The following is a 17682-nucleotide window of genomic DNA, read 5'->3' as shown; positions in this document are numbered from 1 at the left end:
CCGACAGGCCGGCCGCACCGGCCCGGCGGGAAGCGATCGGACAATGGCGGGCGTGACGATGGACGACATGGACCAGACGGAGCGAGGAGGCGGCGTGAATCCGCTGCGCGACGCGCAGGACCGCAGGCTCCCCAGGATCCCGGAGCCGTGTGCCCTGGTGATCTTCGGGGTGACCGGTGACCTGGCGCGCAAGAAGCTGCTGCCGGCGGTTTACGACCTGGCCAACCGGGGGCTGCTGCCACCCGGTTTCGTGGTGCTGGGCTTCGCCCGGCGCGACTGGGGCGACGGCGACTTCGAGGCGCTGGCCCACGAGTCGGCGAAGAAGCACGCCCGGACACCGTGGCGGGAGGAGGTGTGGGGCCGGCTGGCCGGCAACATCAAGTTCGTCGGCGGCTCGTTCGACGACGACGCCGCCTTCGACAAGCTCGCCGCGACCCTGGACAAGCTGCGCGACAGCCACGGCATCCACGGCAACGCCGCCTTCTACTTCTCCATCCCCCCGACGGCCTTCCCGGTGGTGCTCAAGCAGCTGGCCCGCACCGGCATGGCCGACAACGAGAAGTGCGGCGGCTGGCGGCGGGTGGTGGTGGAGAAGCCGTTCGGCAACGACCTGCCGTCGGCGAAGGAGCTCAACGACCTGGTCGACGACGTGTTCACCCGGCAGGACGTCTTCCGGATCGACCACTACCTGGGCAAGGAGACGGTCCAGAACATCCTCGCCCTGCGGTTCGCCAACAACCTCTTCGAGCCGCTGTGGAACTCCAAGTACGTCGACTCGGTGCAGATCACCATGGCCGAGGACGTCGGCATCGGCTCCCGGGCCGGCTTCTACGACTCGGTCGGCACCGCCCGGGACGTGCTCCAGAACCACCTGCTCCAACTGCTCGCCCTGGTCGCCATGGAGGAGCCCACCAGCTTCGACGCCGACGAGATCCGGGCCGAGAAGCTGAAGGTGCTCAAGGCGATCACCCTGCCGAAGGACGTCGCCCGGGGCACCGTACGCGGCCAGTACCTGCCCGGCTGGGTGGGTGGCGAACGGGCCGTCGGCTACCTCGACGAGGACGGCGTCCCCGCCGACTCGACCACCGAGACGTACGTCGCCGTGGAGCTGGGCATCCAGAACCGCCGTTGGGCGGGGGTGCCGTTCTACATCCGGGCCGGCAAGCGGCTGCCCCGGCGGGTGACCGAGGTGGCCATCATGTTCAAGAAGGCCCCGCACCTGCCGTTCAACACCGCCGACATGGAGTCGCTGGGCAACAACCAGCTGGTCATCCGGGTCCAGCCGGACGAGGGCGTGGTGCTCAAGTTCGGCTCGAAGGTGCCCGGCACCACCATGGAGGTCCGCGACATCGCGATGGACTTCCAGTACGGCGAGGCGTTCACCGAGTCCAGCCCCGAGGCGTACGAGCGGCTGGTGCTGGACGTGCTGATCGGCGACCGGACGCTCTTCCCGGACGCCTCCGAGGTGGAGCAGAGCTGGGCGGTGGTGGACCCGTTGGAGCACGCCTGGGAGGGCACCAAGCCGGAGCCGTACCGGTCGGGCGAGTGGGGGCCCCGGGCCGCCGACGAGATGCTGGCCCGCGAGGGCCGCGCCTGGCGGCGGGCGTGAACGGCCACGAGGGAATCAGGCACAGCGGGCGGACCGGGAGGCACCAGTGATCGGGCTGTGGGACACCACCGGCAACGAGGTGGTCAAGGCGCTCGCCGCCGAGCGGCGCAGCGCGGGCGGGGTGGCCAGCGGGATGGCGCTCACCCTGATCGTCGTGGTCGACGAGAAGCGGGTCCGGGAGGCGGAGGCGGCGGCCACCATCGCCGCCGCCGCCCACCCGTGCCGGCTGCTCGTCGTCGTCCGCGCCGACGTGGAGCGGGAGCGCAACCGGCTGGACGCCGAGATCGTGGTCGGCGGCCGGCTGGGGCCGTGCGAGGCGGTGGTGACCCGGATGTACGGCCGGCTCGCCCTGCACGCCGAGTCGGTGGTGATGCCGCTGCTGGTACCGGACGTACCGGTGGTCACCTGGTGGCACGGGGAGCCGCCGGCGGAGATCGCCACCGACTTCCTCGGGGTGGTCGCCGACCGACGGATCACCGACTGCGCGCAGGCCGTGGACCCGATCGAGGCGCTGCGGGAACGGGCCCGGGACTACGCCCCAGGCGACACCGACCTGGCGTGGACCCGGATCACCCCGTGGCGCACCCTGGTCGCCGGGGCGTTCGACACCACCGAGGCCCGGGTCACCGAGGCGACCGTGGTGGCCCCGCGCCGGGACCCGACGGCGGCGCTGATGCGGGGTTGGCTGGCCGCCCGGCTCGGCATCGACCCGCAGTGGCAGCACACCGACGACCACCCGAGGATGCGTCAGGTGCAGCTGCGCTGCGCCAACGGCGACGAGCTGACGCTGACCCGGGACGACAGCATGGCGACGTTCCGGCGTACCGGCCAGGACGACCGGATGCTGCCGCTGGTGCGTCGCCCGCTCGGTGACGAGCTGGCCGAGGAGCTGCGCCGGCTCGACGCCGACCAGGTGTACGCCGAGGCGTTGGGCGCGGCGGCCGGGCTGCCCGCCCTGGAGCAGCGGCCGGCCCAGCGGGTGCACGTCTGGAAGGACCCGGCCACCGCCCGGCGGGCCGAGGCGGGCGTGACCGCGCACTCCGGCACCAGCACGGCATCCTGACCGGTGCGCCGGTGGGCGGTCCGGCGGGGCCGCCCACCGGCCGGTCCGGTGCCGGCCCGCCCAGGACGGGCGGGCCGGCACGACGAGATCCCTGGTGACATCGGCACCCGGCGGGGCCGACCGGTCCCGCCACGACGAGCAGGACCGCGTGGAGCGGTCGGGAAAGGCCAAGATGAGTGAGGCGAGTGTCGCCGTGCACGCCGACGCCGACCTGCTGGCGCAGGCGGTGGCGGCCCGGCTGGTGGTGAAGCTGCTCGACGCGCAGGCGGAGCGGGGTGCGGCGTCGATCGTGCTGACCGGCGGGCGGATCGCCGCGGCGGTGCACCGGGCGGTGGTCGCCCTGCCCGCCCACCATGCCGTCGACTGGTCCCGGGTGGATGTCTGGTGGGGCGACGAACGCTTCCTGCCGGCCGGGGATCCGGACCGCAACGAGACGCAGGCGCGGGCCGCGCTGCTGGACCTGGTGCCGCTGGACCCGGCCCGGGTGCACCCGATGCCGGCCACCGACGGCCCCACCGGCGACGACCCGGAGGCCGGTGCCGCCGCGTACGCCGAGGAGCTGGCCCGGGCGGCGCGGACAGGTCACGCCGCACTCCCCCACTTCGACGTGCTGATGCTGGGCGTCGGCGAGGACGGGCACGTGGCGTCGGTCTTCCCCGGGCACCCGGTGCGCCACGACACCCGGCCGGTCAGCGCGGTGCGGGGCAGCCCGAAGCCGCCGCCGGTACGGACCACCCTCACCCTGCCGACGATCAACACCGCCGAGGAGGTCTGGCTGGTCGCCAGCGGCGCCGACAAGGCGCAGGCGGTGGGGACGGCGTTGGCCGGGACCGGCCCGGAGCAGCTGCCGGCCGCCGGGGTGCAGGGCGTCTCGCGTACCCTCTGGCTGCTCGACCGGGCGGCGGCGGCCGACGTGCCGGCCCGGCTGCACACCCCGCGCTGAGCCCTGGCCCGGTCCTCCCGGACCGGGTCAGGTCGGGACGCTCACGCCGTCGCCGGGGCGGTCACTCCCGGCCGCGTCGACGGCGCAGCGCGGCCAGCGCCTCGGCCAGCAGCGCCTCCCCCTCCTCCGGGGTGCGCCGCTCCTTCACGTACGCCAGATGGGTCTTGTAGGGCTCGGGGCGGGTGCGTCCGGGCGGGTTCTGGGCGTCCAGACCGGCGGGCAGGCCGCAGCGCGGACAGTCCCAGACGGCCGGCTCCTCGGCGTCCACCGCCAACCGGATCTCTGTGGCGTGGTCGTTGCGGCACCAGTAGGTGACCGCGCGGCGGGGGGCCGGCTCGTACCGTTCGGTGGGGCGCTCCGGTGCCGACCCGATTCGTGAGCCACGGATGACGTTGCCACTGGGCACGGTTGCTCCTGTCGTCGGAGGGGACCACCGCCTGAGGCGGGCGGTGGGCGACGTGGCGGAGAAACAAAACTGCGCGCGGTCCGTGACGGACCGCGCGCAGATTGTATGACCTGATCGAGCCGCTCAGGACCCGCTGTTGAGCTGGAGCCGGAGCCAGAGGCCGAGCCCGACGATGCAGGCGAACCAGACGATGCTCACCAGGACGGTGTAGCGGTCCAGGTTCTTCTCGGCCACCGACGAGCCGGCCAGGCTGGAGCTGACCCCGCCGCCGAACATGCTCGACAGCCCGCCGCCCTTACCCCGGTGCAGCAGGATGAGCATGGTGAGCAGAACGCTCGTGATGACCAGCAACACGATCAACGTGTATGCGAACCAGATCGGCATGGCTGGGGTCAGTCCTCTCGTTACGATCCTCGCCCGGACAGATCGGGCACGGCGGCACCGACCGGCGGACGGGCGGAGTCAAGAATAGCGAGCGATCAGCGACCCGTGTGCTCCGGGAAGCGGCAGATCTTCGCGAACTCCTCGGCGTCCAGGCTGGCCCCGCCCACGAGCGCCCCGTCCACGTCCGGCTGGGACATGATCGACGCGACGTTTGACGACTTCACCGAGCCGCCGTAGAGGATCCGGACCTGGTCGGCGGTGCCCTGGTCGTAGGTCTCGACCAGCCGCTTGCGGACCTCCCCGCAGACCTCCTGGGCGTCCTCGGGGGTGGCCGTCTTGCCGGTGCCGATCGCCCAGACCGGCTCGTACGCCACCACGACCTTGGTGACCTGCTCGGCGGTGAGCCCCTTCAGGGCACCGTCGAGCTGGTCGCAGCAGTGCGGCACGTGCCGCAGCTGCTCGCGGATCTCCAGGCCCTCACCGATGCAGAGGATCGGGGTGAGCCCGTTGGCCAGCGCGGCGGCCACCTTGGCGTTGACGATCGCGTCGTCCTCGTAGTGGTACTGCCGCCGCTCCGAGTGCCCGACCGCCACGTACGTGCAGCCCAGCTTGGCCAGCATCGCCCCGGAGATGTCCCCGGTGTACGCGCCGGACTGGTACGGCGACAGGTCCTGCCCGCCGTAGCCGATGAGCAGCTTGTCGCCGTCCACAGCGGTCTGCACGGTGCGCAGATCGGTGAAGGGCGGCAGGACCACCGTCTCGACGGCGGTGAGCTGCTGCTCGGTGAGGCTCGCGGCCAGCTTCTGCACCAGCAGGTTGGCCTCGAGGTGGTTGAGGTTCATCTTCCAGTTGCCGGCCATCAACGGCCGGCGGGTGACACTCGCCATCAGTCCTCCAGGGCCGCGATGCCGGGGAGGGTCTTGCCCTCCAGGTATTCCAGGGAGGCGCCGCCGCCGGTCGAGATGTGCCCGAACGACGACTCGTCCAACCCGAGGGCCCGGACGGCCGCAGCGGAGTCACCGCCACCGACCACGGTGAACGCGTCGGTCTTGGTGATCGCCTCGGCCACACCCCGGGTGCCGTTGGCGAACGCCGGCATCTCGAACACGCCCATCGGGCCGTTCCAGAAGACCGTCTTCGCCGGCGACAGCGCGGCGGTGAAGCCGGCCACCGTCTCCGGGCCGATGTCCAGGCCGAGCCGGTGGCTGGGGATGCCGTCGGCGGGCACCGTGTCGTGCGCGGCGTCCGGGGCGAAGGCGTCCGCGACCACCACGTCGACCGGGAGCAGGATCTTGCCGTCGGCACGGGCCAGGAGGTTGCCGCAGGTCTCGACCATCTCCTCCTCCAGCAGCGAGGTGCCCACCTCGTGGCCCTGGGCCTTGAGGAAGGTGAAGCACATACCGCCGCCGATGAGCAGCCGGTCGACCTTCGGCAGCAGCGCCTCGATCACCGCCAGCTTGTCGGAGACCTTGGAACCGCCGAGCACCACCACGTAGGGGCGCTCCGGCTCGCCGGCCAGCCGACCCAGCACCTCGACCTCGCGCAGCACCAGCCGGCCGGCCACGTGCGGCAGCCGGGCCGGTACGTCGTGGACGCTGGCGTGCTTGCGGTGCACGGCGCCGAACGCGTCGTCCACGTACGCCTCGCCGAACGCGGCGAGCTGGTCGGCGAAGGCTCCCCGCTCGGTGTCGTCCTTGCTGGTCTCCCCCTTGTTGAAGCGGAGGTTCTCCAGCAGGGCGACCTGACCGTCGGTCAACGCGTCCACGGTGGTGCGGGCGGACTCGCCGACGGTGTCGGTGGCGAAGTGCACAGGCGCGTCGAGCAGCTCACCGAGCCGCCCGGCGACCGGGCGGAGGCTGTACTGCGGATCCGGGGCGCCCTTCGGACGGCCCAGGTGCGAGCAGACCACGACCCTCGCCCCGGCCTGCACGAGCGCGCCCAGGGTGGGCAGGACGGCCCGGATCCGGCCGTCGTCCGTGATGTCTCCGGTCTGCTTGTCGAGTGGGACGTTCAGGTCGGCGCGCACCAGCACGCGCCGACCCGACACCCCCTCGGCGAGCAGGTCGTCGAGGTTGCGGATGCTCACAGAGCTAACTCTCCGTTCGTGACTGCGGGGCTCGCAAGCTCACTCCTCGCACTCACAGCGAGGAACCCACCAGCTTGACCAGGTCGACCAGCCGGTTGGAGTAGCCCCACTCGTTGTCGTACCAGCCGACGACCTTGACCTGGTTGCCGATGACCTTGGTCAGCGGCGCGTCGAAGATGCACGACGCCGGGTCGGTGACGATGTCGGACGAGACGATCGGGTCCTCGTTGTAGACCAGGATGCCCTTGAGCGGGCCGTCCGCGGCGGCCTTGATAGCGGCGTTGACCTCGTCCACGGTGGTCTCCCGGCCGACCTCGACGGTCAGGTCGGTGGCCGAGCCGGTCGGGATCGGCACCCGCAGCGCGTAACCGTCCAGCTTGCCCTTGAGCACCGGCAGCACCAGCCCGATCGCCTTGGCGGCACCGGTCGAGGTGGGGACGATGTTCAGCGCGGCGGCGCGGGCCCGACGCAGGTCCTTGTGCGGCGCGTCCTGGAGGTTCTGGTCCTGCGTGTACGCGTGGATCGTGGTCATCAGGCCCTTCTCGATGCCGAAGGTGTCCTGGAGGACCTTCGCCATCGGGGCCAGGCAGTTCGTGGTGCACGACGCGTTCGAGATGATCGTGTGCTTGGCCGGGTCGTACTGGTCGTGGTTGACGCCCATGACGACCGTGACGTCCTCGTTCTTCGCCGGGGCGGAGATGATGACCTTCTTGGCCCCGCCGTCGACGTGCGCCTTGGCCTTGGTGCCGTCGGTGAAGAAACCGGTGGACTCGATGACGACGTCCACGCCGGCGTCGCCCCACGGCAGCTTCGACGGGTCCTTCTCGGCGAACGCCTTGATGGTCTTGCCACCGACGGTGATCTCGTCGGCGGTGGCCTTGACCTCGTGCGGCAGGCGACCGAGGATGCTGTCGTACTTGAGCAGGTGGGCGAGCGTCGCGTTGTCGGTCAGGTCGTTCACGGCGACGACCTCGATGTCGGCGCCGGACGCCAGCACGGCCCGGAAGAAGTTACGGCCGATGCGGCCGAAGCCGTTGATGCCAACCCGGATGGTCACAGGTCCCATCTCCTCGCGTTCTGGTCCGCCGACGTCAGAACCGGGCCGGCGGAGGTGTGTGCGCCGGCCGGTGAGCCGGCCGTTGACGATTCGTCTCGGCCACCCCGCCACGGTCTGGGAGGACCTGACCGCCCGAGGCGGTGTGCACGGCGAGGAGTGCCTGTGCCGGCCCCCTTGCCGTACCCGACGACCCTATCCGAGCGTGCCCCGCCACGATGCGGCGGGTGGTGACCCCGTCGGGTCGACGGCACGGCACGCCCCACCCACCCGACCCGTGACACGTCGCCCCGCCGGCTCGTGCTTCGCACTCGCCCGCGGGATGGCGGCCCACCGTCCTATCAGACCACGAGCATGTCCGGCGTGACTGCCGCTTCGGTATCCGGGATGCCCAGGTCACGGGCCCGTTTGTCGGCCAGCGCCAGCAGCCGGCGGATCCGCCCGGCGATGGCGTCCTTGGTCAACGGCGGATCGGCCAGCGCGCCAAGCTCCTCCAGCGACGCCTGCCGGTGCTCCAGCCGCAGCCGACCGGCCGAGGTGAGATGGTTCGGGGCGTCCTCGGCGAGGATCTCCAGGGCCCGGGTGACCCGGGCGGCGGCGGCCACCGCGGCCCGCGCCGAGCGGCGCAGGTTGGCGTCGTCGAAGTTGGCCAGCCGGTTGGCCGTGGCCCGCACCTCCCGGCGTACCCGACGCTCCTCCCAGGCCAGCACGCTGGAGTGCGCGCCCACCCGGGTGAGCAGCGCGGCGATCGCGTCACCGTCCTTGACCACCACCCGGTCCACCCCGCGTACCTCACGGTTCTTGGCGGTGATGCCGATCCGGCGGGCCGCGCCCACCAGGGCCAGCGCGGACTCCGGGCCGGGGCAGGTGATCTCCAGCGCGCTGGAGCGGCCCGGTTCGGTCAGCGAGCCGTGCGCCATGAACGCCCCCCGCCAGGCCGAGACCGCGCAGCAGACGTTCGCCGCCACCACGTGCGGCGGCAGGCCGCGTACCGGCCGGCCCCGGACGTCGAGCAGGCCGGTCTGCCGGGCCAGCGCCTCGCCGTCCTTGACCACCCGGACGATGAAGTGACTGCCTTTGCGCAGGCCACCCGAGGCGAGCACGTGGATCTCGCTGGGATAGCCGTACACCTCGGCGATCTCCCGACGCAGCCGGCGGGCCACCGCCCCGGTGTCCAGCTCGGCCTCCACCACCACCCGACCGGAGACGATGTGCAGCCCACCGGCGAAGCGCAGCAGCGCGGCCATCTCCGCCCGCCGGCAGCAGGGCTTGGGCACGTCGACCCGGCTCAGCTCGTCCTTGACCGCAGCCGTCATCGCCATTGTGCGCCCCCTCACGGACCGGTACCGGCGTGTCGCCGGTGATTACGTACGTGCTTAACGATCGGCGCCCAGGACAGGCACCAGTGCGGCAGCCAGGGCGGCCGGATCGTGACGGGACGTGCCGTCGTCGACGGCGACCGGGGCGAGGACCAACCGGGCACCAAGCGATTCTGCCGCACGCCCGACCGGTTCCGGGTCACCCACCGCCTTGGAGTCGGCCACCACGTAGTCCACGGTGAGCTGCGGAAGGTACCAACGCAGCGCGGCCAGGTGGTCGGCCACCGAGAGGCCCAGGGTCTCCTGCTCGGCGGCCAGGTTGAGGGTGACCAGCCGCCGGGCCGGGCTGGTCACGATCGCCTCGGCCAGCCCCGGCACCAGCAGGTGCGGCAGTACGCTGGTGTACCAGCTACCCGGGCCGAAGATCAGCCAGTCCGCGTCGCCCACGGCGGCCACCGCCTCCGCGCAGGCCACCGGGGTGTCCGGGGTCAGCCGCAGCGCCTCCACCGTGCCTGTGGTCACCGCCACCTGATGCTGGCCGCGCACGGTGCGTACCTCGTCGGGGTGGGCCGGGTCGACGCCGCGGACCCGGGCCTCGATGTCCACCGGCTGGGCCGACATCGGCAGCACCCGGCCGACCGCGCCGAGCATCGCCCCGGCGTGTGCCAGCGCGGCGACCGGGTCGCCGAGCTGCTCCATCAGGCCGCAGAGCACCAGGTTGCCCACCGCGTGCCCGGCCAGCCCGTCCCGGGTGTCCCCGGCGAACCGGTGCTGGAACAGCCCGGCGCTGCGTCGGGTGGCCGGATGGTCCCCGGCCAGCGCGACCAGGGCCTGCCGCAGGTCACCCGGGGGCAGGCCGCCACGTTCGCGGCGTAACCGGCCGCTGGAACCGCCGTCGTCGCCGACGGTGACCACGGCGGTGATGTCGAGGTCCAGTTCCCCGGCGCAGTGCCGCAGCGCCCGCAGCGAGGCCGACAGGCCGTGCCCCCCACCGAAGGCGACCACCGTCCTGGCCGTCATTCCCGCCCCAGGTCCCGGTGCTGCGCGTTGGCCGCCAACCCCGACTGGCGCAGCCGCTCGGCCAACTCCTCGGCGATGGCCACGCTGCGGTGCTTGCCGCCGGTGCAGCCGACGGCCACCGTCAGGTAACGCTTGCCCTCCCGCTCGAACCCGGCGGTGGTGGCGTTGACCAGGTCGGCGTACGAGGCGACGAAGGCGTCCGCGCCCTCCTGCCCCAGCACGTACGCGCTGACCGCCGCCTCCCGACCGGTGTGTTCCCGCAGCTCCGGCACCCAGTACGGATTCGGCAGGAAGCGGGCGTCGAGCACGAAATCGGCGTCCGGCGGCAGGCCGTACTTGAAGCCGAAGGAGAGCACGGTCAGCCGCAGCCGACGGGCGTCCTCCCCGCCGAACAGCTCCTCGACCCGGCGGCGGAGCTGGTTGACGTTGAGGTGGCTGGTGTCGATGATCACATCGGCCTGGTCCCGGGCCTCCTCCAGCAGGGCCCGCTCGACGGCGATGCCGTCGGCCAGCCGCCCCTCGCCCTGCAACGGGTGCGACCGGCGGACGCTCTCGAACCGCCTGATCAGCACCTCGTCGTCGGCGTCGACGAAGACCACCCGGGGCGAGAAACCCCGGTCCTTCAGCTCCCGGATCGCCCCGGCCAGGTCGGTGGAGAAGGCCCGCGACCGCACGTCCAGCACCATCGCGGTACGCCGGGCCGCGCCGCCGGCCTTGACCGCCAGCTCGGCCATGTCCAGCATCAGCGCCTGCGGCAGGTTGTCCACGACGTAGTAGCCGACGTTCTCCAGGGCGCGGGCCACCGTGCTGCGGCCACCACCGGACAGGCCGGTGACCACCACCAGCGTGGTCTCCGACTCGGCCGTGCCCTCGACGTGCCCGCCGACTGTCCGCGCCTCGCTCATCCCACCGCTCCCGATTCCGTGGCGGCGAGCCCCGATGGGTCCCGTGCCGCACAGGGTCAGTCGACGACTCTATCCCGGTCGGCGACGTCGATCCCCGCACGCCCGGCGGCGGGTCGCCCGACGGGTGCGGCCCGGCGGTCGACCGGCACCCGGGCGTTGTTCCGCGCAGACTGGTATGCCTGTCCGGCATAAATATGCCGGACAGGCATACCAGTCTCCGAGAGAAGTGCCGCCGCTCGAAGGCGACAGGGTCACGACCGTCAGCGGCGGTTGCGCAGCGCCTTGACCCGGTCACGACCGAGCACGCCGAGGTAGTCCCCCGGCTCGTCGAGGCAGGAGTCGACCTCGGCCGCCCCGATGACCTCCGCCAGTCGGGCGGCCAGTTGGTCGGGGTCCGGCCGCACCTGCTCACAGAGCTGGACGTGGACCGCCCGCAACGCGCCGCCGATCTCGGCCGGCTCCTCCTCGTACGTCTCCCAGGCGTCCCAGAGGTAGCCCGCGAGCCCGTCCCAGGCGCGGGCGGCCCGCTCGACCAGCACCAGCGTCTCCTGGGTCGGCGGCCGTTGGGCGAGCACCTCGACCTCCTCGACGATGGCCCGGCCGGCCTTCTCCACGTCGTGCAGGTCCCACCGGTCGCCGCTGGTCGCCTCGCGGGCCAGGCTGTCGATCGTCCGCCGGATGTCGTCCGACTCGGCGGCGGTGAGGGGCGCGAGCTGGCCGGCGTGCGCCCGCAACCTGTGCTCCAGCACGCGATCCGTGGCGGCCCACTCGGCGACCAGCGCGGCCAGCCGGCGGGCGGGGATGCCGCGCGCGAGTTCGACCAGCTCGGTGAGCCTGGGATCGACTTCCACAGCCGACGGCGGGGTGGCCGCCGAGGACCACGAGAATCCGTCTTCCAGGGCAGCGGCGGTGAGGGCCACCGCGTACCCGCACACCTCCGCACCGGCTGGGCAGTCGCACTCGACGGTGAAGCCGTCCGCCGTCACCCCCACCCAGACCTCGTACGGCGGTTGCCCGGTTTCCCGGATCACGCAGGAGGCTCCCCCGCCGACCGCCACGATCTCCGTCGGCTGACCGGCTGCCCGGAGCTTGTCCGCTTCCGCGCAGGCCACAGACCCGGCCTCGTCCCGGAGCGCTTCGATGTCGATGCGTACCGCCATCCGGCCATCTAACCGGGTATGGGTGACGCCGCCGGCATCAGGGCGGGGGCTGCCCGGCGAACGGGTCAGCCGTGCAGGCCCCGCCGCAGACCGACGCTGCTGTTCCGGGCCGATGCCTGGAACCACGTCGAGCCGGTCTTCTGCGGCCGGATCGGCCCCGACGGCGAGGTCCGCATGGACGTCACCGGTCACCCCGGCTTCCACAGCGCGGCCGGCCTCGGCGGACCCTGCTGGGGCGAGGGGGACAGCTCCGGGTGACGGTGCCGGGCAACGGGTGGCTCCGGCGAGGGGACGACTCAGGGCGACGGGTGAGGCTGCGGGGCGGGCGGGACGGGTCCAGGGGGCGTCGTGGACGGCGTTGTCGGGGCGGGCTCGTAGACTCCCCGGATGGTCTCCCCCACCGAGCTGCGCGCCTCCGACGCCCTCGACGTGCTCCGCCGGGTCTTCGGCTACGACGCCTTCCGGGGCTTCCAGCAGGAGATCATCGAGCACGTGGTGGCCGGCGGGGACGCCCTGGTGCTGATGCCCACCGGTGGCGGCAAGTCGCTGTGTTACCAGGTCCCGGCCCTGGTCCGGGACGGCGTCGCGGTGGTCGTCTCCCCGCTGATCGCCCTCATGCAGGACCAGGTCGACGCGCTGACCGCGGTCGGCGTACGCGCGGGCTTCCTCAACTCGACGCAGGACTACGCCGCCCGGCGCACGGTCGAGCAGGCGTTCGTCGCCGGTGAGCTTGACCTGCTCTACCTGGCCCCCGAGGCGCTGGGCACCCGGGGCGTGCAGCAACTGCTCGACCGGGGCCGCATCGGTCTGTTCGCCATCGACGAGGCGCACTGCGTGTCCCAGTGGGGGCACGACTTCCGCCCCGACTACCTGGCCCTGTCGATGCTGCACGAGCGGTGGCCGGCGGTGCCCCGGATCGCGTTGACCGCGACCGCCACCAGCGCCACCCGGGCCGAGATCGCCACCCGGCTCCAGCTCACCGAGGCGAAGCACTTCGTGGCCAGCTTCGACCGGCCCAACATCCAGTACCGGATCGTGCCCAAGAAGGAGCCCCGCAAGCAGCTGCTGGCCCTGCTGCGCGACGAGCACCCGGGCGACGCCGGCATCGTCTACTGCCTGTCCCGGGCCTCGGTGGACAAGACGGCCGAGTTCCTGGTCGCCAACGGGGTCGCCGCGCTGCCCTACCACGCCGGCCTGGACTCGGGCACCCGCGCCGCCAACCAGCAGCGTTTCCTGCGGGAGGACGGCCTGGTCATGGTCGCCACGATCGCCTTCGGGATGGGCATCGACAAGCCGGACGTCCGCTTCGTGGCCCACCTCGACCTGCCCAAGTCGGTCGAGGGCTACTACCAGGAGACCGGGCGGGCCGGCCGGGACGGGCTGCCGTCGACGGCGTGGCTCGCCTACGGCCTCCAGGACGTGGTGCAGCAGCGCAAGATGATCGAGACGTCCGACGGCGACCTGGCCCACCGGCGTAACCTCGCCACCCACCTGGACGCCATGCTGGCGCTCTGCGAGACGGTCCGCTGCCGCCGGGTGCAACTGCTCGAATACTTCGGTCAGCCCGGCACGGCCGACTGCGGCAACTGCGACACCTGCCTGACCCCGCCGGAGACCTGGGACGGCACGGTGGCCGCGCAGAAGCTGCTCTCCACCGTCTACCGGCTCGACCGGGAACGCAACCAGCGCTTCGGCGCGGGGCACTGCGTGGACATCCTGATCGGCAAGCATAACGACAAGATCAGCCAGTACGGCCACGACGCGCTGAGCACCTTCGGCATCGGCACCGAGCTACGCGAGGCGGAGTGGCGCGGGGTGGTCCGGCAGCTGCTCGCCGAGGGGCTGTTGGCGGTCGAGGGCGACTACGGCACGCTGGCGCTCACCGAGGCCAGCGCGGAGGTGCTGGCCCGCCGCCGCACGGTCACCATGCGCCGGGAGCCGGAGAAGGTGGCCTCGACCCGGTCGGCGAAGCCACGCGGCGCAGCCACCGTGGTCGCGGAACTCTCCCCGGCGGCCGGGTCGCTGTTCGAGCGGCTGCGCGCCTGGCGGGGGGCCACCGCCAAGGAACAGGGCGTGCCAGCGTACGTGATCTTCCACGACGCGACGTTGCGGCAGATCGCCACCGACGCCCCCGCCTCGTTGGCCGAGCTGTCCCGGATCAGCGGCGTCGGCGAGAACAAGCTGGCCAAGTACGGCGAGTCCATCCTCACCGTCCTCGCCGACCAACCCTGACCGCACCGCTCCCACCCGATAGAACGGATCGAGCTCCCTGCCCCGGCCGATCCGGCGAGCGGGCGGGATCAGTCGGCCGTGGCGGGAGCGGGGGTGCCGTCGAGGGCGGCGAGGATCGCCTCGGCGGTGCGCCGGCCCACCCCGGGCACCTCGGTGATCTCCTCCACCGTGGCGGCGGAGAGCCGTTTGAGCGAGCCGAAATGCCGCAGCAGCGCCTTGCGGCGGACCTCACCCAACCCGGGGACGGTGTCCAGGGCCGATTCGGTCATCCGCTTGGAGCGGCGCTGCCGGTGGAAGGTGATGGCGAACCGGTGCGCCTCGTCCCGGACCCGTTGCAGCAGGTAGAGCCCCTCGGAGGTGCGCGGCAGGATGACCGGGTATTCGTCGTCGGGGAGCCAGACCTCCTCCAGCCGCTTGGCCAGCCCGCACAGCGCCACGTCGTCGATACCCAGCTCGGCCAGCGCCTGGGCCGCCGCCGCCACCTGCGGGGCACCGCCGTCGACCACCACCAACTGCGGCGGGTAGGCGAACTTCCGGGGCCGGCCGGTGGTCGGGTCGATGCCGGGACGGTCGGGGTCGGCGGCGGTCTCCTCACCCAGCTCACCGGTCTCGGCGCGGGCGTCGAGGTAGCGGGCGAAACGGCGACGCAGCACCTCGGACATCGCCGACAGGTCGTCGGTGGCCCCCCGGACGATGAACCGGCGGTATTCGCTCTTGCGCGGCAATCCGTCCTCGAAGACGACCATGCTGGCCACCACGTCGGTGCCCTGGATCTGGGAGATGTCGAAGCACTCGATACGCAGCGGTGAGGTGCGCATGTCGAGCGCCTCGCTGATCTCGTCGAGCGCCTTGCCCCGGGTGGTCAGGTCACCTGACCGCTTGAGCTTGTGCCGGGCCAGGGAGTCCTTGGCGTTGCGGCCCACCGTCTCCAGCAGGGTCCTCTTGTCACCGCGCTGGGGCACCCGCAGCGACACCCGGCTGCCCCGGCGGGCGCTGAGCCAGTCGGCGAGCGCCTCGGCGTCGCCCGGCAGCTCGGGGACCAGCAGCTCCCGGGGGACGTCCGCCTCGCCCTGCTCGCCGCCGTAGACCTGGGTGCAGAAGTGGTGCACCAGGTCGCCGGTGGTCAGCTCCTCGGTCTTCTCCACCACCCAGCCACGCTGGCCGCGTACCCGGCCGTCGCGGACGTGGAAGACCTGCACGGCGGCTTCCAGCGGATCGTCGGCGAAGGCGACCACGTCGGCGTCGGTGCCGTCGCCGAGCACCACTGTCTGCTTCTCCATGGCCCGGCGCAGCGCGGCCACATCGTCGCGCAGCCGGGCCGCCCGCTCGAACTCCAGCTGCTCGCTGGCCTCGGTCATCTCGCGTTCGAGGCGGCGCACCATGCTGTCGGTGCGGCCGGCCATGAACTCGCAGAAGTTGTCGACGATCGCCCGGTGCGCGTCGGCGGAGACGGTGCCCACACAGGGCGCGGAGCACTTGCCGATGTAGCCGAGCAGGCACGGGCGGCCCACCTGGCCGGCCCGCTTGAACACCCCGGCGGAGCAGGTGCGCGCCGGGAAGACCCGCAGCAGCAGGTCGAGCGTCTCGCGGATCGCCCAGGCGTGCGAGTACGGCCCGAAGTACCGCACGCCCTTACGCTTCGCGCCCCGCATGACCTGCAACCGCGGGTATTCCTCGTCCAGCGTGACCGCCAGGTACGGGTACGACTTGTCGTCGCGGTACCGGACGTTGAACCGGGGGTCGTACTGCTTGATCCAGGTGAACTCCTGCTGCAGGGCCTCGACCTCGGTGGCGACTGTCATCCAGTCGACCGACTCGGCGGTGGTGACCATCTGCCGGGTCCGCTCGTGCAGACCCAGCAGATCGCCGAAGTAGGAGTTGAGCCTGCTGCGCAGGTTCTTCGCCTTGCCGACGTAGATCACCCGGCCGGTGCCGTCACGGAACCGGTAGACCCCGGGGGACTCGGGGATCGTGCCGGACGCGGGACGGTAGGTCGAGGGATCAGCCACGGCACCGAGACTATCCGTTGCCCCCGACACTCCAGATCACGCCGAGCTGGTCGACCTCGGTGCCGCTGCGGCCGAAGAAGCCGGCCAGCCGACCACCCGGGGGCGCGGTGAAGGTGACCGCCGCAGAGGTGGGCGTACCGGTGGCGAGGGTGCGGCCCTGGTCGGTGCCGAGCCGGGCCGAGAAGATCCGGGTCCGGCCGTCCTTCTGGCCCTGGGTCAGGGTGACCTGGGTGATCCGCTCGCCGGGGGCCAGGGTGAGGCTGGTCTCGGTCCCGCCGGTGCCGCCGTGGCGCAGCTGGCCGCCGTCGGCGAGGTCCACCCCGACGGCGTCGAGCCGGGAGCCACCGCGCAGGGTGACCCGGGTGACCGCCGGGCCGACCCGGTCGGCGTCGGTGAACGGGTCACCGTGCGGGCCGCCCCAGGTGTCGCTGGCCCGCAGGTCGGGGGCGAGGGTCCAGTCGAACCAGGCGGCGTGCGGGTAGTGGTCCGACAGCGGCCCGCCGGTCGGGGTGAGGAACCGGGCGTGCTCGTTGTGGTAGCGGTTCAGGGTGAGGTTCACCAGCTTGTTGCTCCGGTAGAGGATCTTGTCGACCACCTCGCAGCTGTCCGTCACGTTGGCCGGGTCGCAGACCAGCGCCGGGTCACCGGCGGCCGGCGGCTGACCGCCCCGCTCCTGCTGCACCCAGACGTCGGTGAGGCCGTTGGCCGCCACCAGGTCGCGGATGTTGTCGCCGGTACGGGTGTAGCGGACGTTCAGGTCCCCCATCAGCACCACCGCGTTGCCCGCCGAGTTGGCCGCGACGTACGCGGAGAGCTGGCTCAGGTTGGCCCGCCGGGCGGCCAGGTCGGCGTCGGTGCTGCCGGCGTTCGGGTGGGCGTTGTAGAGGTCGACGAAGACGCCCTCGGCCAGCCGGATGCGGCTGGCGGTGAAGCCCTTCGGGGTGAGGCAGTCGGTGCCGTTGCAGGAGTGCCACTTCACCCGGGCGAAGTCGCTGTACTGATAGTTCGACAACGTGTTGAGGCCGCTGCCGAACGGCACGCCCCCGCTGGTCGGGGTCCGGTACGGGTGCTGGTCGGTGGCGTACAGGTCGGCGTGGTAGTTGAAGTCCTCCTGGACGTGCACGATGTCGTACCCGCCGAGCCGTTCGCCGATCGGCCGGGTGTTCGTCGCCGGGTCGCCGCTGGAGATGATGTCCGGCAGACCGGCCACGTTGTAGGTGAGCACGGAGAACGCCCCCGACGTCGGAGCGGCGGTGCCGGCAGCGGTGCCAGCGGCAGGGGCAGGGGCCGCGGACGCGGCGGCCGGCCCGGACGGGGTGAGCACGGCCGCGAGCAGCGTCGCGGACGCGAGCAGACGGACGACCTTCATCGACTGTCCAATCTGGAGAGGCAGGCCCGACGGGCTGACGCCGGGCGGACGCGGAATCGAAAGCTATCCACCCGCGCCGACCGGTTCGATACTCCCGGGCAACGATCCGGCAGCCGCGCGATG

The 17682-nt window shown here is 72.3% G+C and carries 16 protein-coding genes; 5 read left to right on the top strand and 11 right to left on the bottom strand.

Translation table 11 applies throughout. The features are described from left to right. The first annotated feature begins 58 nt into the window (after positions 1–58). The 3 genes from zwf to pgl all read left to right on the top strand — a co-directional run bounded on the left by zwf (position 59) and on the right by pgl (position 3615). Positions 59–1609 (top strand): glucose-6-phosphate dehydrogenase, encoded by a 1551-nt coding sequence (gene zwf, locus OHQ87_RS03800; RefSeq protein WP_328348727.1) that lies wholly within the window; start codon positions 59–61, stop codon positions 1607–1609. Between the two features lie 46 nt (positions 1610–1655). Continuing rightward, positions 1656–2672 carry a glucose-6-phosphate dehydrogenase assembly protein OpcA gene (locus tag OHQ87_RS03795; protein ID WP_328344982.1) on the top strand — a complete coding sequence of 339 codons (1017 nt, stop codon included), beginning with the start codon at positions 1656–1658 and terminating at the stop codon, positions 2670–2672. A 172-nt stretch (positions 2673–2844) separates the two neighbouring features. Next, positions 2845–3615 carry a 6-phosphogluconolactonase gene (pgl, locus tag OHQ87_RS03790; RefSeq protein ID WP_328344980.1) on the top strand — a complete coding sequence of 257 codons (771 nt, stop codon included), beginning with the start codon at positions 2845–2847 and terminating at the stop codon, positions 3613–3615. Between the two features lie 61 nt (positions 3616–3676). Here the strand turns inward: pgl and OHQ87_RS03785 are convergent, their stop codons facing one another. The 9 genes from OHQ87_RS03785 to OHQ87_RS03745 all read right to left on the bottom strand — a co-directional run bounded on the left by OHQ87_RS03785 (position 3677) and on the right by OHQ87_RS03745 (position 11949). Then, positions 3677–4021, bottom strand: coding sequence for an RNA polymerase-binding protein RbpA (locus tag OHQ87_RS03785; protein WP_328344977.1), 345 nt, complete (start codon positions 4019–4021; stop codon positions 3677–3679). 123 nt (positions 4022–4144) lie between these two features. Further along, a complete protein-coding gene (gene secG, locus OHQ87_RS03780) occupies positions 4145–4405 on the bottom strand; it encodes a preprotein translocase subunit SecG (protein WP_088645052.1) in 261 nt (86 codons plus the stop codon). Between the two features lie 95 nt (positions 4406–4500). Then, complete coding sequence (gene tpiA / locus OHQ87_RS03775; RefSeq protein ID WP_208569200.1) at positions 4501–5292, bottom strand: triose-phosphate isomerase; 792 nt, start codon at positions 5290–5292, stop codon at positions 4501–4503. Continuing rightward, positions 5292–6491 carry a phosphoglycerate kinase gene (locus OHQ87_RS03770; RefSeq protein ID WP_328344970.1) on the bottom strand — a complete coding sequence of 400 codons (1200 nt, stop codon included), beginning with the start codon at positions 6489–6491 and terminating at the stop codon, positions 5292–5294. Before OHQ87_RS03770 ends, tpiA begins: the two co-directional genes overlap by 1 nt. 52 nt (positions 6492–6543) lie before the next feature. Continuing rightward, positions 6544–7548, bottom strand: coding sequence for a type I glyceraldehyde-3-phosphate dehydrogenase (gene gap, locus OHQ87_RS03765; RefSeq protein WP_328344968.1), 1005 nt, complete (start codon positions 7546–7548; stop codon positions 6544–6546). A gap of 338 nt (positions 7549–7886) precedes the next feature. After that, complete coding sequence (gene whiA / locus OHQ87_RS03760) at positions 7887–8867, bottom strand: DNA-binding protein WhiA (protein ID WP_328344966.1); 981 nt, start codon at positions 8865–8867, stop codon at positions 7887–7889. A 54-nt stretch (positions 8868–8921) separates the two neighbouring features. Beyond that, entirely contained in the window at positions 8922–9884 is a 963-nt protein-coding gene (locus OHQ87_RS03755; protein ID WP_328344964.1) for a gluconeogenesis factor YvcK family protein, read from the bottom strand. Then, positions 9881–10789 carry an RNase adapter RapZ gene (gene rapZ / locus OHQ87_RS03750; RefSeq protein ID WP_328344962.1) on the bottom strand — a complete coding sequence of 303 codons (909 nt, stop codon included), beginning with the start codon at positions 10787–10789 and terminating at the stop codon, positions 9881–9883. Before rapZ ends, OHQ87_RS03755 begins: the two co-directional genes overlap by 4 nt. 260 nt (positions 10790–11049) lie before the next feature. Further along, entirely contained in the window at positions 11050–11949 is a 900-nt protein-coding gene (locus OHQ87_RS03745) for a hypothetical protein (RefSeq protein ID WP_328344960.1), read from the bottom strand. An 18-nt stretch (positions 11950–11967) separates the two neighbouring features. Between OHQ87_RS03745 and OHQ87_RS03740 the strand changes: the two genes are divergently transcribed. Together OHQ87_RS03740 and recQ are read left to right on the top strand one after the other, a co-directional pair. Beyond that, positions 11968–12207 carry a hypothetical protein gene (locus tag OHQ87_RS03740; RefSeq protein ID WP_328344958.1) on the top strand — a complete coding sequence of 80 codons (240 nt, stop codon included), beginning with the start codon at positions 11968–11970 and terminating at the stop codon, positions 12205–12207. A gap of 129 nt (positions 12208–12336) precedes the next feature. Continuing rightward, positions 12337–14181, top strand: a complete 1845-nt coding sequence (recQ, locus tag OHQ87_RS03735; RefSeq protein ID WP_328344956.1) for a DNA helicase RecQ — start codon at positions 12337–12339, stop codon at positions 14179–14181. 68 nt (positions 14182–14249) lie between these two features. Here recQ and uvrC read toward each other — a convergent pair whose 3' ends face one another. Further along, positions 14250–16190, bottom strand: coding sequence for an excinuclease ABC subunit UvrC (gene uvrC, locus OHQ87_RS03730; protein ID WP_328344954.1), 1941 nt, complete (start codon positions 16188–16190; stop codon positions 14250–14252). 10 nt (positions 16191–16200) lie between these two features. Continuing rightward, on the bottom strand, positions 16201–17559 hold the full coding sequence (locus OHQ87_RS03725) for a jacalin-like lectin (protein WP_328344952.1): 1359 nt from the start codon (positions 17557–17559) through the stop codon (positions 16201–16203). Between the last annotated feature and the right edge of the window lie 123 nt (positions 17560–17682).

The organism is Micromonospora sp. NBC_00421 (assembly GCF_036017915.1).
GTDB lineage: Bacteria > Actinomycetota > Actinomycetes > Mycobacteriales > Micromonosporaceae > Micromonospora.
This window is presented reverse-complemented; position numbering and strand designations above follow the sequence as displayed.

What these genes read in the sequence shown, in the direction of transcription:
- zwf (WP_328348727.1), top strand. Translation starts at nt 59, where the DNA reads ATGGACGACATGGACCAGACGGAGCGAGGAGGCGGCGTGAATCCGCTG.
- pgl (WP_328344980.1), top strand. Translation starts at nt 2,845, where the DNA reads ATGAGTGAGGCGAGTGTCGCCGTGCACGCCGACGCCGACCTGCTGGCG.
- secG (WP_088645052.1), bottom strand. Translation starts at nt 4,405, where the DNA reads ATGCCGATCTGGTTCGCATACACGTTGATCGTGTTGCTGGTCATCACG.
- tpiA (WP_208569200.1), bottom strand. Translation starts at nt 5,292, where the DNA reads ATGGCGAGTGTCACCCGCCGGCCGTTGATGGCCGGCAACTGGAAGATG.
- whiA (WP_328344966.1), bottom strand. Translation starts at nt 8,867, where the DNA reads ATGGCGATGACGGCTGCGGTCAAGGACGAGCTGAGCCGGGTCGACGTG.
- OHQ87_RS03755 (WP_328344964.1), bottom strand. Translation starts at nt 9,884, where the DNA reads ATGACGGCCAGGACGGTGGTCGCCTTCGGTGGGGGGCACGGCCTGTCG.
- rapZ (WP_328344962.1), bottom strand. Translation starts at nt 10,789, where the DNA reads ATGAGCGAGGCGCGGACAGTCGGCGGGCACGTCGAGGGCACGGCCGAG.
- OHQ87_RS03745 (WP_328344960.1), bottom strand. Translation starts at nt 11,949, where the DNA reads ATGGCGGTACGCATCGACATCGAAGCGCTCCGGGACGAGGCCGGGTCT.
- OHQ87_RS03740 (WP_328344958.1), top strand. Translation starts at nt 11,968, where the DNA reads ATGGGTGACGCCGCCGGCATCAGGGCGGGGGCTGCCCGGCGAACGGGT.
- recQ (WP_328344956.1), top strand. Translation starts at nt 12,337, where the DNA reads ATGGTCTCCCCCACCGAGCTGCGCGCCTCCGACGCCCTCGACGTGCTC.
- OHQ87_RS03725 (WP_328344952.1), bottom strand. Translation starts at nt 17,559, where the DNA reads ATGAAGGTCGTCCGTCTGCTCGCGTCCGCGACGCTGCTCGCGGCCGTG.